Consider the following 14163-nt stretch of genomic DNA (forward strand, 5'->3'; position numbering starts at 1 on the left):
GTGGCCGGCCGTAGGGTCGCAGGTGACGAGGGACCGTACCGCCGGGAGGCACCATGACCACGCTGGAGAATCGACCGCACACCGCCCTGCTCGTGATCGACGTCCAGAACGGCGTCGTGGCCGGGGCACACGACCGGGACACCGTCGTGGGCAACATCGCCGTCCTCGTCGACCGGGCGCGGGCCGAGGGCGCCCCCGTCGTGTGGGTGCAGCACAACAGCGACCAGCTGGTCAGCGGCACCGAGAGCTGGCATTACGTTCCGGAGCTGGTGCGGGCGGAGGCCGAGGCGCTGGTGCAGAAGACCTACCCCGACTCCTTCGAGGCGACCGACCTGGAGTCCGTCCTCGCCGGAGCGGGCATCGGCCGGCTGGTGGTCGCCGGCGCCCAGACCGACGAGTGCGTCCGGTCGACGCTGCATGGCGCGATCACCCGCGGCTACGACGTGACGCTGGTCGAGGACGCCCACACCACCGAGGACCTGACGTCCTTCGGCGCCCCGCCGCCGGACAAGGTCATCACCCACACCAACCTCTACTGGCGCTACCACACCGCCCCCGGGCGGCAGGCGGGCACGGTGACCACCGCCGACGCCGAGTTCGGCCCTGCGGCCAAGCCAGAGGAGTAGGGGGAGTCACCCGGCCGCACCCAGGACCTGGTCGACGCGCTTCATCATCTCGTCGTGCACGGACTTGGCCGCCCGGAAGTCTGCGGGGTGGGCCGCGATCCACTTCTGCTGGAAGCCGGCCTCCGCGGCCAGCCACACGTCGGTCAGATGCGTCTGCTGCTTGCAGGCCGCGTCGGCCGCTGCCATGGCCGACTCGGCGGGGGAGACGGTCGGCGCCCCGGCGTCGAAGCCGGGATTCCCCAAGGGGTCGGTGAAGGTGTAGCCCTTGGCGGCAAGGCACTTCGACCAGGCCGTGCGGGCGGCGACGACCGCGGGGTCCTGCTGCGACTGCTCGAAGGAGGTCGAGGCCAGCGCCCGCACGGCCTCCGTGTCGTCGCCCGTCGCCCCCTGCACGGTGAAGGTGGCGTCGCCCGCGCTCAGGCAGCCGTTGGGCGGTATTGGCTGCCCGGAGGCAGTGCGCAGCGCGGGCTTGCCTTTCGGGTCGGTGCCGAAGCGGACCTCCTGCTCCGCGGGGCTCTCCTTGCCCAGGCCGTGGTCGTCGGCCTCGTCCTGCGGCACCGCGGTGCCGCTCGCGGCGGACACCAGGTGGTAGCCGTAGCGGGCGGCGACGGCCACGTCGGTGACGCCGTATCGGCGCTTGTTCTCGTAGAGCCCGAAGTCTCCCAGGTGGTTGCGGGCGGTGCGCACGGCCACCGCCTTGTCGGCGGCGGCGTCGTAGCGGTAGCCGAAGCTGCGCATGCACCGGCCGGCGAGCACGCTGCGTGAGTGGTCCAGCCGGTCGCGCTCGGGGACGGTCAGCGCGTACGCGTCCACCGGCAGGGCGATCTGGTCGTGCGTCGGCCCGCCGCGGAGCGTGGCGAAAGCCCCGGCCGCGGGTTTCACGGCAGCGGTGGTGGTGGTGCCGCCGCTGCCCTGCCCCGAGCCGCAGCCGGCCACCGACGCCGCCACTGCCGCCGTCATCGCAGTGGCGGCGACGGCGAGGCGGCCGCGCCGACCGGAAGGGGAACTGCCGTACATGGACGTCCTTTGCCGCTGGAGGGTGGTGCGGCCGTCCCGGGCGGTGACGACGCTCACCGCGCCTGGGACGGCCGCACCCGCGAGGTGTGTCTGCCCGGGCGTCCGGTCAGACAACGAAGGAGTAGGCGGCCTTGTTGGTGTAGGCGAGCTTCCCGACCTGCCCGTGGGACTCGTGGTCGGAGTTCCCCGCGTAGCTGTAGCCGGCGTAGACGGTGCAGGAGTTGGGGGCGTAGGTGCTGCATGCGAGGGCTTGCGCCATGTGGTAGACGGCCGTGTTCTCACCGGTGCCCGACGAGCCGAAGTAGTAGCCGGTGAGGTCCTGGCTCGAACTGCTTGTGGACCAGATGGCGTACGTGCTCCCGACGCTCGGGCCGGCGAAGAAGCACGCCCTCTTCCCGGTCGCCTGGCAGCGCGCCGACGTGCCGTTCGCGCCGATGGCCGCCGTCAGGACCATCGGCCTGACGACGCTCGGCTTCGCCGACGAAGGGGCCGCCGCCTGGGCGGGCGCGGTGATCGCGACCGGGGCGATCACCGCCGCCGCACCGACCAGGACACTTGCCACACGACGATTCAGCATGGGGTTCTCCGTCCGTACAGATCCTATGAGGATCAAAATGACTAAGCTGCATGTTCGAATGCAGCGAATCGCCGGAAAATCTTCATCGTCCGACGTCAGGCTCCGTCCGGTCGAACTCAGGGGAAATATTCGACCCGCGGCAGGGAGATCATGACCACTGTCCGGATCAAAAGGGAACCAGCGGGAAGCGGTGACGCAGGTCACAGTCGGACCGCGTCACATGTGAGGCGCGAAGCTTTTCCGGCAAGCGGAACGACCCCGTTTCCGGGGTGCGCCTGTGCGGGCGTGAGAGCGCTTTCGGAAAGCGGAATCCGCGGCTGGTTTCCGGCTACGCGCGTACCGCCCACCCGGCGGGGCGGGCGGTGACGGATGTGACAAGCGTCACAGGGTGGGGCGGCTTCCTGGTGCCGGGCGGGACGCCTCGTAGGCGGTGCGGGCCGTGCGGGTGGCCGGGCGGGTCGAGACCTCGGCCACGGGCACGTCCCACCAGGCCTCGGCCGGCGGGGTGGGGCGGGCGGGGTCGGTCTCGACGTAGACCGCGGTCGGGCGGGGCGAGGTGCGGGCGGCGGCCAGCGCCGTCCGCAGCTCCTTCGCGCTGCCGGGGGTGAAGACCTCAAGGCCGAGGCTGGCCGCGTTCGCCGCCAGGTCGACCGGGAGCGGGGCACCGGTGAAGTCGCCGCCCGCGCCGGGGAAGCGGTAGGCCGTCGCGAAGCCCTCCGCGCCGACCTGGGCCGACAGGCCGCCGATCGAGGCGTAGCCGTGGTTCTGCACGATCACCAGGTTGACCGGCACGCCCTCCTGCACCGCGGTGACGATCTCCGTCGGCAGCATCAGGTACGTACCGTCGCCGACCAGCGCGAAGACCTCGCGGTCGGGTGCCGCGAGCCGTACACCGATCGCGGCCGGGATCTCGTAGCCCATGCAGGAGTAGCCGTACTCGACGTGGTACTGCTCCGGGTCGCGCGAGCGCCACAGCTTGTGCAGGTCGCCCGGCATCGACCCGGCCGCGTTGATCAGGACGTCCCGGTCGCCCAGCACCGCGTCGAGCGCGCCGATCACCTCGCCCTGCGAGGGCGGCCACGGCCCGTCCCCGTCGCCGAGGACCGCGTCGGTGACGGCCCGCCAGCCGGCGACACCGTAACTGCGCTGCGGGGCGCGGTAGTCAGCCAACTCGGCTGCCAGCGCCACGAGTCCCGCCCGCGCGTCGCCCACCAGCGCCAGACCCGACATCTTGTGGCCGTCGAACGCCGCCGCGTTGAGGTTGACGAAGCGCGCCCCGGGCGCGAAGAGCGAGCCCGACGCCGTGGTGAAGTCCGTCCAGCGGGTGCCGACGCCGAGCACCACGTCGGCCTCCCGCGCCGCCGCGTCCGCGGGGGCCGTCCCCGTGTGGCCGATCGCGCCCAGCGCCTGCGGGTGGTCCCAGCGCAGCGACCCCTTCCCGGCCTGCGTCTCCGCCACCGGAACACCGGTCGCGGCGGCGAACTCCGCGAGCTCGGGCGCGGCTTCGGCATGGCGCACACCGCCGCCCGCCACGATCAGCGGCCGCCGGGCCGACCGCAGCAGCGCCGCGGCCTCGGCGAGCGCCGCCGCGTCGGGCAGCGGCCGCCGTACGTGCCAGACCCGCTCGCGGAACAGCTCGTCCGGCCAGTCGTACGCCTCGGCCTGCACGTCCTGCGGCAGCGCCAGGGTCACCGCCCCGGTGTCCACCGGGTCGGTCAGCACCCGCATCGCCTGCAGCAGCGAGGCCGGCAGCATCTCGGGGCGCCAGATCCGGTCGAAGTAGCGGGACACCGGCCGCAGGGCGTCGTTGACCGACACGTCGTACGCCCACGGCACTTCGAGCTGCTGCAGCACCGGGTCGGCGGGCCTGGTCGCGAAGACGTCGCCGGGCAGCAGCAGCACCGGCACCCGGTTGACGGTCGCGAGCGCCGCCCCGGTGACCAGGTTCGTCGCGCCGGGGCCGATCGAGGTGGTGCAGGCCAGCGTGGACAGACGGTGTTTCACACGGGCGTAGCCGACCGCCGCATGCACCATCGCCTGCTCGTTGCGGCCCTGGTGGAAGGGCATCGCCTCCGGTCCCGCCTCCAGCAGCGCCTGGCCGACGCCGGCGACGTTGCCGTGCCCGAAGATGCCCCACATCCCCGCGACCGTGCGGTGCCGCACCCCGTCGCGCTCGGTGAACTGCACGGACAGGAAACGGATCAGCGCCTGCGCGACGGTGAGCCTCATGAGCCGTCCTCCCGAGACGGGGCTTCGTACAGCGGCAGCCGCGGGTCGACGTCCCGGCCCGCCCAGCTCTCGCGTACCCACGCGTGCGCCGGATCGTCGGTGATCAGCCAGGACCGCGAAGGGCCGGGACCCGCCATGACGTTGAGGTAGTACATGTCGTAGCCGGGCACCGCCATGCTCGGGCCGTGCCAGCCGTCCGGGATCAGCACGGCGTCACCCGAGCGGACCTCGGCCAGCACGTCGGTCGAGCCGTGCGGCGACGGGTAGACCCGCTGGTAGCCCATCGCGTCCTGCCCGCCGGACAGTTCGTAGTAGTAGACCTCTTCGAGCCGCGACTCGTGCGGCCCCGCTTCGTCGTGCTTGTGCGGCGGGAAGGACGACCAGTTGCCGCCCGGCGTGAGCACCTCGACCGCGATCAGCCGGTCGCACTCGAAGACGCCGGCCGCGGCGAAGTTGTTGACCTGGCGGCTCGCGCCGCCCGCGCCCCGCAGCTCCACCGGCACGCCGGACGCCGGGCCGTAACTGGCCGGCAGCCGGCGCGAGCAGCGCGCCCCGGCCAGCGCGAAGCGGCCGCCGGCCGCCGACGCGACGGTCGCGTGCGCGTCCCGCGGCAGGTAGCAGAAGTCCGTCACCCCGGAGAAGACGTCGGCGCGGCCGTGCAGCGCGAAGGCCTCACCGTCGGCCAGCACCGTGCACGCACCGGCCAGCGGCAGCACCACCCACTCGCTGTCCCCGGTCGTGAACTCCCGCTGCTCGCCCGGCTCCAGGGTGAACACCCGGAGCGCCGAATACGCCCAGCCCGCCGTCGTGGGGTCGATCCACAGGTCGTAGCCGTCCCGGGCGCCGCGGCCCGCGGGGAGGTGCGTCATGGCTGGTCAACTCCCGGGTGGGGGCCGCGGGTTCCGCCCGCGGCGGGCTGCTCGCGCAGGAACGACTCGATCTCCGCCCGGGTGGGCATCGCGTCGGCGCAGGCCAGCCGGGAGGCGACGATCGCGCCCGCCGCGTTGGCCGCCCGCAGCACCTCGGGCAGCGGGTCGGCCGCGAGCAGGCCCGCGCACAACGCGCCGCCGAAGGCGTCGCCCGCGCCGAGGCCGTTGACGACCTTCACCGGCAGCGGCGGTGCCACGTGCTGCTCCCTCGCGGTACGCACCAGGGCGCCCGCCGGCCCCTGCTTGACCACCGCCGTCCCCACCCCGCGGCGCAGCAGCAGCCCGGCCGCGGTCTCCGGGTCCGCGCTGCCGACCGCGACCTCGACCTCGGCGAGGTTGCCGACCGCGACCGTGGCGTACGACAGCGCGCGGGCGTAGAGCGCGGGGGCCTCGGCCGGGTCGGCCCAGAAGCCGGGCCGCCAGTCCAGGTCGAACCAGACCTCGCCGCCCGCGCGGCGCTCCAGCGCGGCGAAGACGGTGGAGCGGGTCGGTTCCACGGCCAGCGCGGAGCCGGTGATCCACAGGGCACGGGCGGTGCGGAGCGCCGCCGCGGTCGCGGGCTCGTCCAGCGTGGCGGGCGTCAGGCACTCGTCGGGCGCGACGGGGCGGCGGTAGAAGTGGATCGGGAAGTCGTCGGGCGGGAACAGCTCGCAGAACACCACGGGGGTCTGGGTGCCGGGCACGGTTTTCAGGAGGGCGGGGTCCACGGCGAAGCCGGTGAGGGCGGTGCGTACGAAGGTCCCGAACGGGTCGGGGGCGACGGCGCTCAGGACTGCCGTCCGCAGGCCGAGGCGGGACGCTGCCACCGCGACGTTGGCGGCGGTGCCGCCGAGGTATTTCGCGAAGCTTTGGACGTCGGCGAGGCCGACGCCGCTCTGCTCCGGGTAGAGGTCCACGCCGACGCGGCCGAGCGTGACCACGTCGTACGGGGCTGCGTCTTCCTCCCCGCTCGTCCTCCGGACGGGCTGGGTTTGCTCGGCCTCTTCCTTGGCCTCGGTCATGGCTGGGGGTTCCAGGACTGGAGCCAGGTCAGGGAGGTGCGGACGTCGGTCAGGGGGCCGGTGCCGGGTGGGGGAGGGGTGGGGAGGACGGTGTCCTGCTCCATCACGTACCAGCCGGCGTAACCCGCGGCCTCCAGGGACGTGAGCAGGGCCGGGAGGTCCAGGTCGCCCGCGCCGAGGGGGCGGTAGAGGCCCGCGTCGACCGCGGCTGTGTAGGTGGTGCGGCCGGCGCGGACCGCGTCCGCGGCCGCCGCGTCGACGTCCTTGAGGTGGACGTGCGCCACCCGCGCGGCCGCGCGCTCCGCGAGGGCGACCGGATCGGTGCCGCCGACCAGCAGGTGCCCGGTGTCCAGGCACAGGCCGATCCCGCTGCCGTCGAGCACCCGGTCGACCTCCTCGGGGCACTCGACGACCGTACCGACGTGCGGGTGCAGCGCCGCCGTGACGCCCAGCTCCGCGGCCAGCGCCGCGATCTCGTCCAGCCGGCCCAGCAGGGTGCGCCACCCGGCCGCGTCCACCTCGGGACGCCCGTCGTAGCCGTCGCGCCCGGTCGCCGCGGCCAGCACCAGCGTGCGGGCGCCTGCCGTGGTGAAGCGGTCGAGCGCGGCCCGTACGTCCGGCAGCGGGTCGTGGCCGGGGTCGTGCAGCACCGCGGGCACGAAGCCGCCCACCGCGGTGACGCCGTAGGCGGCGAGCAGCGGACCCGGCAGGAAGCCGTCCGGGCCGAACTCGCTCGCCGTGATGCCCAGCTCCTTCATCTCGCCGAGCACCCGGTCGGGGGTCAGCTGATGCCCCCAGCCGGGGACTTCGCACACCCCCCAGGAGATCGGCGCCGCCGCGATCCGGTCCCGCCTCACGCCACCCCTCCCTTCCGCCCGCCGCTCAGCGCCGGGCCGCGCGCGTCGCCCCGGCAGGCCCGGGCCGCCGCCTCGACCTCGGCGACCGGCACCGGGCGCCGCTCGCGCCGGGAGACCTCGCAGGCCTCGGCGACCAGCAGCGCCCGCAGCGCGTCCCGACCCTCGCAGGGATTGGCCTCCACCCCGCGCGCGACGCGCAGGAAGGTGTCCATTTCGGCACGGTAGGCCGAGCCGAAGCGGTCCAGGAAGCCCGACCAGGGATTGCGCGGCGGGGCGGCCGCGCCCGGTTCCACCGAGGTCAGCGGGGTGCGGGCGGCCACGCCGACCGCGACCTGGTCCTCGGTGCCGGCCAGCTCCATCCGCACGTCGTACCCGGCGGCGTTGTAGCGGGTCGCCGTCGCGGTGGCCAGCACCCCGCCCTCCAGGGTGAGCAGCACCGCCGCGGTGTCCGCGTCGCCCGCCGCCCGGAAGAAGTCGGCGCCGACGTTCGCCCCCGCCGCGTACACCTCGGTCACCGCCCGTCCGGTCACCCAGGCCAGCATGTCGAAGTCGTGGATCAGGCAGTCCCGGTAGAGCCCGCCGGACAGCGGGACGTACGCGGCCGGCGGCGGCGCCGGGTCGGAGCTGACGGTGCGTACGGTGTGCAGCCGGCCGAGCCGCCCCGCGGCGACGGCCTGCCGGGCGGCGGCGTAGCCGGGGTCGAAGCGGCGCTGGAAACCGATCTGCAGCACCGCGCCCGCCGCCTCGGCCGTGTCCAGCGCGGCGACCGTACCCGCCAGGTCGAGCGCGATCGGCTTCTCGCAGAAGGCCGGCACCCCCTCCTGCGCCGCCCGGGCGATCAGCCCCGCGTGCGCGGCGGTCGCCGAGGCGATGACCAGCGCGTCGGGCCGGGCCGCGAAGAGCCCGTCCACCGGCAGCGCGCGGCCCCCGGCGGCCGCCGCGACCTGCCGCGCGCGGCCCGGGTCCGCGTCGGCGACCAGCAGCTCGCCGACGTCGGGATGCGCCCGCAGCGTCCCGGCGTGGAAGCCGCCGATCCGTCCTGCGCCGATGAGTCCGATCCGCATACCTGCTCCTGCCCCTTCGGAAGAGGAGACGTGACGGCTGTCCGCGCCGTCCCAACCTTCCGCGCCACCCGCACCTGTGTCAACGCTTTGTCCGGACATAAGGACTTCCCGTCATGATGCCGTCCCGCTACGCTCCCAGCGTGCCCAAGCACGAGCCCGCACAGCTGCGGCTCGCCGTGGACCGGGCGAGCCCCGTCCCGCTGTACTTCCAGCTGGCCCGCCAGCTGGAGGCGGCGATCGAGGACGGTGAGCTCACCCCGGGCAGCCTGCTCGGCAACGAGATCGAGCTGGCCGCCAGCCTCGGCCTGTCCCGCCCCACCGTCCGCCAGGCGATCAGGTCGCTGGTCGACAAGGGCCTGCTGGTGCGCCGCCGGGGCGTCGGCACCCAGGTCGTGCACACCGGCGTGGCCCGCCCGATGGAGCTGACCAGCCTCTACGACGACCTCGCCGCCGCAGGACTGCACCCCACCACCCGGGTGCTGCACAACACCCGCGGCCCCGCCCCGGCCGAGGTCACCGCAGCCCTCGGGCTGCCGGAGTCCTGCCAGGTCAGCGTGGTGCACCGGCTGCGGCTCACGCGCGGAGAGCCGATGGCGTACCTGCGCAACTACCTGCCGAGCGACCTGCTCGACCTGCCCACGGGCGAGCTGGAGAGCAGCGGCCTGTACGCCCTGATGCGGCGGCACGGCATCACCCTGCACAGCGCCCAGCAGACCGTCGGCGCCCGGTCGGGTACCGCGGAGGAGTGCGGCCTGCTCGGCGAACCCGCCGGGTCGGCGCTGCTCACGATGCGCCGGGTCAGCTACGACGACCGCGGCCGGCCGGTCGAATACGGCGCCCACGTCTACCGGGCCTCGCGCTACACCTTCGAATTCCGGCTGCTGGTCCACGGCTGAGCCGTATACCGCAGGCCCAGCCCCCGCCCGAGCCGCCCTGCGGCAGGGACGCCGTAACTCTTGACGGATACTTGGCCCGCCGGGATGGTCGTCGCTCGAAGCGTTTCGCAGCACTCCCCTCACGGCTGTACCAGGAAGAGCAGGGAAAGGCGGGGCCTCGTGGCGATGGCAAGGGCGGGAACGAAAGCGCTGGGCGCACTGCTGGCGGTGGTGCTCGGCGCGGCCGGCCTCGCCGGATGCAGCAGCACCGGCGGCAAGCGCGCGGAGGACCGGGCCAAGAAGCTCGCGGCGAACGGGTCCGCGGTGGACACCCCGAAGTGGACCGTGGCGATGGTCACCCACTCGGGGGCGGGCGACACCTTCTGGGACATCGTCCAGAGCGGTGCCAAGCAGGCAGCGGCCAAGGACAACATCAAGTTCGTCTACTCCAGCAGCGACCAGGGCGACCAGCAGGCCCAGCTCGTGCAGGCGGCCATCGACCAGCACGTCGACGGCCTGATCGTCACCCTCGCCAAGCCCGACGCGCTGAAGGCGGCCGTCGCCAAGGCGGTCAGCGCCGGCATCCCGGTGATCACCATCAACTCCGGCGCCGCCCAGTCCAAGGAGTTCGGCGCGCTCACCCACATCGGCCAGGACGAGACGATCGCCGGCAACGCGGTCGGCGACGAGCTGAACACCCGCGGCAAGCAGCACGCCCTGTGCGTCCTGCACGAGCAGGGCAACGTCGGCCTGGAGCAGCGCTGCGCGGGTGCCAAGGAGAAGTTCCACGGCAAGATGGACAACCTCTACGTCAACGGCACCAACATGCCCGACGTGCTGTCCGCGATCCAGGCCAAGCTCCAGTCCGACAAGTCTATCGACTCCGTCGTCACCCTGGGCGCCCCCTTCGCCGACACCGCGGCCAAGGCCAAGTCGCAGTCCGGCTCCAAGGCCGAGATCGACACCTTCGACCTGAACCCGCAGGTCGCGACCTCGCTGAAGAACGGCACCATCGGCTTCGCCGTCGACCAGCAGCCGTATCTGCAGGGCTACGAGGCGGTGGACCTGCTGTGGCTCTACCGCTACAACAAGGACACCCTCGGCGGCGGCCAGGCGGTGCTCACCGGCCCGCAGATCGTCACCAAGGACGACGCCGACGCGCTGCTGTCGTACGCCAAGCGGGGGACCCGATGACCGGCCTGGTCCTGACCGCCGACGAGCGGCTGGCGCCGCGGTCCATGGCGCGGCGGCTGCTCGGGCGGCCGGAGCTGGGGGCGGTCGTCGGGGCCGCGGCCGTCTTCGTGTTCTTCTCCGTCGCCGCCGACTCCTTCCTGCAGTGGTCCAGCTTCGGCACCGTCCTCTACGCCTCCTCCACCATCGGGATCATGGCGGTGCCCGTGGCGCTGCTGATGATCGGCGGCGAGTTCGACCTGTCGGCCGGTGTGATGGTGACCAGCTCCGCGCTGGCCTCCTCGATGTTCAGCTTCCAGATGACCGCGAACGTGTGGGTCGGCATCGGCGTCTCGCTGCTGGTGACGCTGGCGTTCGGCGCCTTCAACGGCATCATGCTGGTGCGCACCAAACTGCCCAGCTTCATCATCACGCTGGGCACCTTCCTGATGCTGACCGGCCTGAACCTGGGCCTGACCAAGCTGATCAGCGGCACGGTGGCGACCAAGTCGATCGGCGACATGGAGGGCTTCCCCGCCGCGCACGACGTCTTCGCGTCGCACTGGACCGTGGGCTCGGTCGACCTCCAGGTGACCATCCTGTGGTGGTTCGGCCTGGTCGCGGTCGCCACCTGGGTGCTGCTGCGCACCCGGGCCGGCAACTGGATATTCGCGGCCGGCGGCAACGCCGACGCGGCCCGCGCGGTCGGCGTCCCGGTGGCGCGCACCAAGGTCGGGCTGTACATGGCGGTGGCCTTCTGCGCCTGGATCTCCGGCCAGCACCTGCTGTTCTCCTTCGACGTGGTCCAGTCGGGGGAGGGCGTCGGCAACGAGTTCCTCTACATCATCGCGGCCGTGATCGGCGGCTGCCTGATGACCGGCGGCTACGGCAGCGCCATCGGGTCCGCGGTCGGCGCGTTCATCTTCGGCATGACCAACAAGGGCATCGTCTACGCCCAGTGGAACCCTGACTGGTTCAAGTTCTTCCTCGGGGCGATGCTGCTGCTCGCCACCCTGCTCAACGTCTGGGTCCGCAGGCGGGCGGAGGCCACCGCATGACCGCGATCACCGACAAAGGCACCGGCACCGGCAAGGCGGCGGCGCCGCTCGTCGCGCTGACCGACGTCTCGAAGTCCTACGGGAACGTCCGCGCCCTGCGGGACGTCTCTCTGGAAGTGCACGCCGGAGAGATCACCTGTGTCCTGGGCGACAACGGTGCGGGAAAATCCACCCTCATCAAGATCATCGCCGGGCTGCACCCGCACGACTCCGGCGGCTACGCCGTCGCCGGCGAGCAGGTCAGGCACGCCTCGCCGCGTGACGCCCTCGACCGCGGCATCGCCACCGTCTACCAGGACCTGGCCGTGGTGCCGCTGATGCCCGTATGGCGGAATTTCTTCCTCGGGTCCGAGCCCACCAGGGGCCGCGGCCCGCTGCGCCGCCTCGACGTCGCCGAGATGCGCGGGACGACCCATGCCGCGCTGCTGCGGATGGGCATCGACCTGCGCGACGTCGACCAGCAGATCGGCACCCTTTCGGGCGGCGAGCGGCAGTGCGTGGCCATCGCCAGGGCCGTGCACTTCGGCGCCAGGGTACTGGTGCTCGACGAGCCCACCGCCGCCCTGGGCGTCAAGCAGTCCGGGATGGTGCTCAAGTACGTGGCCGCGGCCCGCGACGCCGGGCTCGGCGTCGTGCTGATCACCCACAACCCGCACCACGCCTACCTGGTCGGCGACCGCTTCATCCTGCTGAAGCGGGGCACGATGTCGGGCAGCCACCTCAAGCGGGACATTACGCTTGACGAGCTGACCCGGGAGATGGCCGGGGGCAGCGAGCTGGACGAGCTGACGCATGAGCTGAGCCGCACACCGGCGGCCGGCAAGGCGGCGGCCGGGGACCCACCGGCCGAGGACCTGCCGGCTGCCACCGACCCGGAGAAGCGCGCTTGAGTGCCAATCGTGAACGTGTGTACCGCGGCAGTGCCGCCCGAGCGACGGTGTGGCGCAACGTCAGCGGCGCCGAGCGCCGGGAGAGACGCAGCCACCTGACGGCCCCCAGGGTGCCGACCGTCGGCATCGACATCGGCGGCACCAAGGTGATGGCCGGGGTGGTGGACGCCGACGGGGTCATCCTCGAACAGCTGCGCACCGAGACCCCCGACAAGTCCAAGAGCCCCAAGGTGGTCGAGGACACCATCGTGGAGCTGGTCCTCGACCTGTCGGAGCGGCACGACGTGCACGCGGTCGGCATCGGCGCGGCCGGCTGGGTGGACGCCGACCGGTCCCGCATCCTCTTCGCCCCGCACCTGTCCTGGCGCGACGAGCCGCTGCGCGAGCGGCTCGCGGACCGGCTGCTGGTCCCCGTCATGGTCGACAACGACGCCAACACCGCCGCCTGGGCCGAGTGGCGCTTCGGCGCCGGGCGCGGCGAGGCCGACCTGGTGATGATCACCCTGGGCACCGGCATCGGCGGCGCGATCCTGGAGGACGGCCAGGTCAAGCGGGGCCGCTACGGGGTCGCAGGCGAGTTCGGCCATATGCAGGTGGTGCCGGGCGGGCACCGCTGCGCCTGCGGCAACCGCGGCTGCTGGGAGCAGTACAGCTCGGGCAACGCGCTGGTCAGGGAGGCCCGCGAGCTGGCCGCCGCCGACTCGCCGGTCGCCTACGGCATCATCGACCGGGTCGGCGGCCACGTCGGGGACATCACCGGGCCGCTGATCACCGAGCTGGCCAGGGCCGGCGACCCGATGTGCGTCGAGCTGTTCCAGGACATCGGCCAGTGGCTCGGCGTCGGCATCGCCAACCTCGCCGCCGCGCTCGACCCGTCCTGCTTCGTCATCGGCGGCGGCGTCAGCGCCGCGGACGACCTGCTGATCGCCCCCGCGAGGGACGCCTTCCGGCGCACCCTGACCGGCCGCGGCTACCGGCCGGAGGCCAGGATCGCCAAGGCCGAACTGGGACCCGAGGCCGGCATGGTCGGCGCCGCGGACCTGGCCCGGCTGGTCGCCCGCCGCTTCCGCCGCGCCAACCGGCGGCGCGTCGAGCGCTACGAGCGCTACGGCAGGTTCGCGGGCCGGCAGGAGGCCGACTCGTGACGACGACCCCCGAGCGGGAGGCCGTACCGCAGTATTCGGACGGCGACGGGACCGCCGCCGTGCCCGCCGACGGCAGCACCGACACCGAGCGGGCGCCCGGCGGACCCGGCGGCGAAGGCCCGGGCGGTCCCGGCGGCGAAGGCCCCGGGGGCAGACGCGGCAGCGGCGGGGGCTCCGCGCTGCCGCCGCCGCGCGACCTGCCCAGCTGGGTGCGCTGGGTGGTGGTGCCGCTGCTGGTGCTCGTCCCGCTCGGCTACGTGATCATCTCCGCCGCGCAGAGCCGCAACAGCGGCCAGGACGTCCAGAAGCAGGCCGCCGCACGCCATCTGACCTGGGTCGTCCCCAGCGAGCTGCAGCGCCGCATCTACCAGGTGCCGATCCCCGACGGCACCGTCCACGACGGCTACCTGGAGACCAACTCCTGGGACACCAGCGAGTTCTACTGCCAGTTCACCACCACCGCCGGCGGCCTCGACACCTTCCTGGCCCAGCTCGGCACCAGCAGGGCCGCACTGCGCGACGGCAAGGTCGCGATCAGCGACGAGCAGGCCGCGCAGGTCGGCTGGAACTTCGACATCCCCGACCACGACTGGTCCGGGATGTCCTCCCACCAGGCCGGGGACAAGCCGGACCACGACATCACGGTCGACCTCACGCACGCCGACACGCCCGTCGTCTACGTCGTGTCGACCGTCAACTTCCAGCACGGCTTCGGGGGTGGGTGA

14 protein-coding genes are annotated in these 14163 nt (G+C 73.1%); 7 read left to right on the forward strand and 7 right to left on the reverse strand.

The annotated features are described in order from the left end of the window. Positions 1 to 53 precede the first annotated feature (53 nt). A complete protein-coding gene (locus NFU81_RS25390) occupies positions 54 to 626 on the forward strand; it encodes a cysteine hydrolase family protein (RefSeq protein WP_251494029.1) in 573 nt (190 codons plus the stop codon). Between the two features lie 6 nt (positions 627 to 632). Here NFU81_RS25390 and NFU81_RS25395 read toward each other — a convergent pair whose 3' ends face one another. From NFU81_RS25395 to NFU81_RS25425, 7 genes are all read right to left on the reverse strand, one after another. After that, a complete protein-coding gene (locus NFU81_RS25395) occupies positions 633 to 1643 on the reverse strand; it encodes a hypothetical protein (protein WP_251494031.1) in 1011 nt (336 codons plus the stop codon). Positions 1644 to 1749: 106 nt separating this feature from the next. Further along, on the reverse strand, positions 1750 to 2220 hold the full coding sequence (locus NFU81_RS25400) for a hypothetical protein (protein WP_251494034.1): 471 nt from the start codon (positions 2218 to 2220) through the stop codon (positions 1750 to 1752). 381 nt (positions 2221 to 2601) lie between these two features. After that, positions 2602 to 4449, reverse strand: coding sequence for a 3D-(3,5/4)-trihydroxycyclohexane-1,2-dione acylhydrolase (decyclizing) (iolD, locus tag NFU81_RS25405; protein ID WP_251494037.1), 1848 nt, complete (start codon positions 4447 to 4449; stop codon positions 2602 to 2604). After that, positions 4446 to 5318, reverse strand: coding sequence for a 5-deoxy-glucuronate isomerase (gene iolB, locus NFU81_RS25410; RefSeq protein ID WP_251494040.1), 873 nt, complete (start codon positions 5316 to 5318; stop codon positions 4446 to 4448). The genes iolD and iolB overlap by 4 nt, the downstream gene beginning before the upstream one ends. Beyond that, positions 5315 to 6379, reverse strand: a complete 1065-nt coding sequence (iolC, locus tag NFU81_RS25415) for a 5-dehydro-2-deoxygluconokinase (RefSeq protein ID WP_251494042.1) — start codon at positions 6377 to 6379, stop codon at positions 5315 to 5317. Before iolC ends, iolB begins: the two co-directional genes overlap by 4 nt. Beyond that, positions 6376 to 7236 (reverse strand): TIM barrel protein, encoded by an 861-nt coding sequence (locus tag NFU81_RS25420; protein WP_251494045.1) that lies wholly within the window; start codon positions 7234 to 7236, stop codon positions 6376 to 6378. Before NFU81_RS25420 ends, iolC begins: the two co-directional genes overlap by 4 nt. Beyond that, positions 7233 to 8300, reverse strand: coding sequence for a Gfo/Idh/MocA family protein (locus tag NFU81_RS25425; RefSeq protein WP_251494048.1), 1068 nt, complete (start codon positions 8298 to 8300; stop codon positions 7233 to 7235). Before NFU81_RS25425 ends, NFU81_RS25420 begins: the two co-directional genes overlap by 4 nt. Before the next feature lie 116 nt (positions 8301 to 8416). On the opposite strand from NFU81_RS25425, the gene NFU81_RS25430 reads away from it, so the two are divergent. The 6 genes from NFU81_RS25430 to NFU81_RS25455 all read left to right on the forward strand — a co-directional run bounded on the left by NFU81_RS25430 (position 8417) and on the right by NFU81_RS25455 (position 14163). Then, positions 8417 to 9196 (forward strand): GntR family transcriptional regulator, encoded by a 780-nt coding sequence (locus NFU81_RS25430; protein ID WP_251494549.1) that lies wholly within the window; start codon positions 8417 to 8419, stop codon positions 9194 to 9196. A gap of 165 nt (positions 9197 to 9361) precedes the next feature. Then, positions 9362 to 10369: a sugar ABC transporter substrate-binding protein gene (locus NFU81_RS25435; protein ID WP_251494553.1), complete on the forward strand. Its 1008-nt coding sequence runs from the start codon at positions 9362 to 9364 to the stop codon at positions 10367 to 10369. After that, positions 10366 to 11403: an ABC transporter permease gene (locus tag NFU81_RS25440; protein ID WP_251494051.1), complete on the forward strand. Its 1038-nt coding sequence runs from the start codon at positions 10366 to 10368 to the stop codon at positions 11401 to 11403. The genes NFU81_RS25435 and NFU81_RS25440 overlap by 4 nt, the downstream gene beginning before the upstream one ends. Beyond that, complete coding sequence (locus NFU81_RS25445; RefSeq protein WP_251494054.1) at positions 11400 to 12293, forward strand: ATP-binding cassette domain-containing protein; 894 nt, start codon at positions 11400 to 11402, stop codon at positions 12291 to 12293. The genes NFU81_RS25440 and NFU81_RS25445 overlap by 4 nt, the downstream gene beginning before the upstream one ends. Next, positions 12290 to 13438: an ROK family glucokinase gene (locus tag NFU81_RS25450; protein ID WP_251494057.1), complete on the forward strand. Its 1149-nt coding sequence runs from the start codon at positions 12290 to 12292 to the stop codon at positions 13436 to 13438. Before NFU81_RS25445 ends, NFU81_RS25450 begins: the two co-directional genes overlap by 4 nt. Next, entirely contained in the window at positions 13435 to 14163 is a 729-nt protein-coding gene (locus tag NFU81_RS25455) for a hypothetical protein (RefSeq protein WP_251494060.1), read from the forward strand. Before NFU81_RS25450 ends, NFU81_RS25455 begins: the two co-directional genes overlap by 4 nt.

This window comes from Actinacidiphila cocklensis, assembly GCF_907177275.1.
Lineage (GTDB): Bacteria > Actinomycetota > Actinomycetes > Streptomycetales > Streptomycetaceae > Actinacidiphila > Actinacidiphila cocklensis.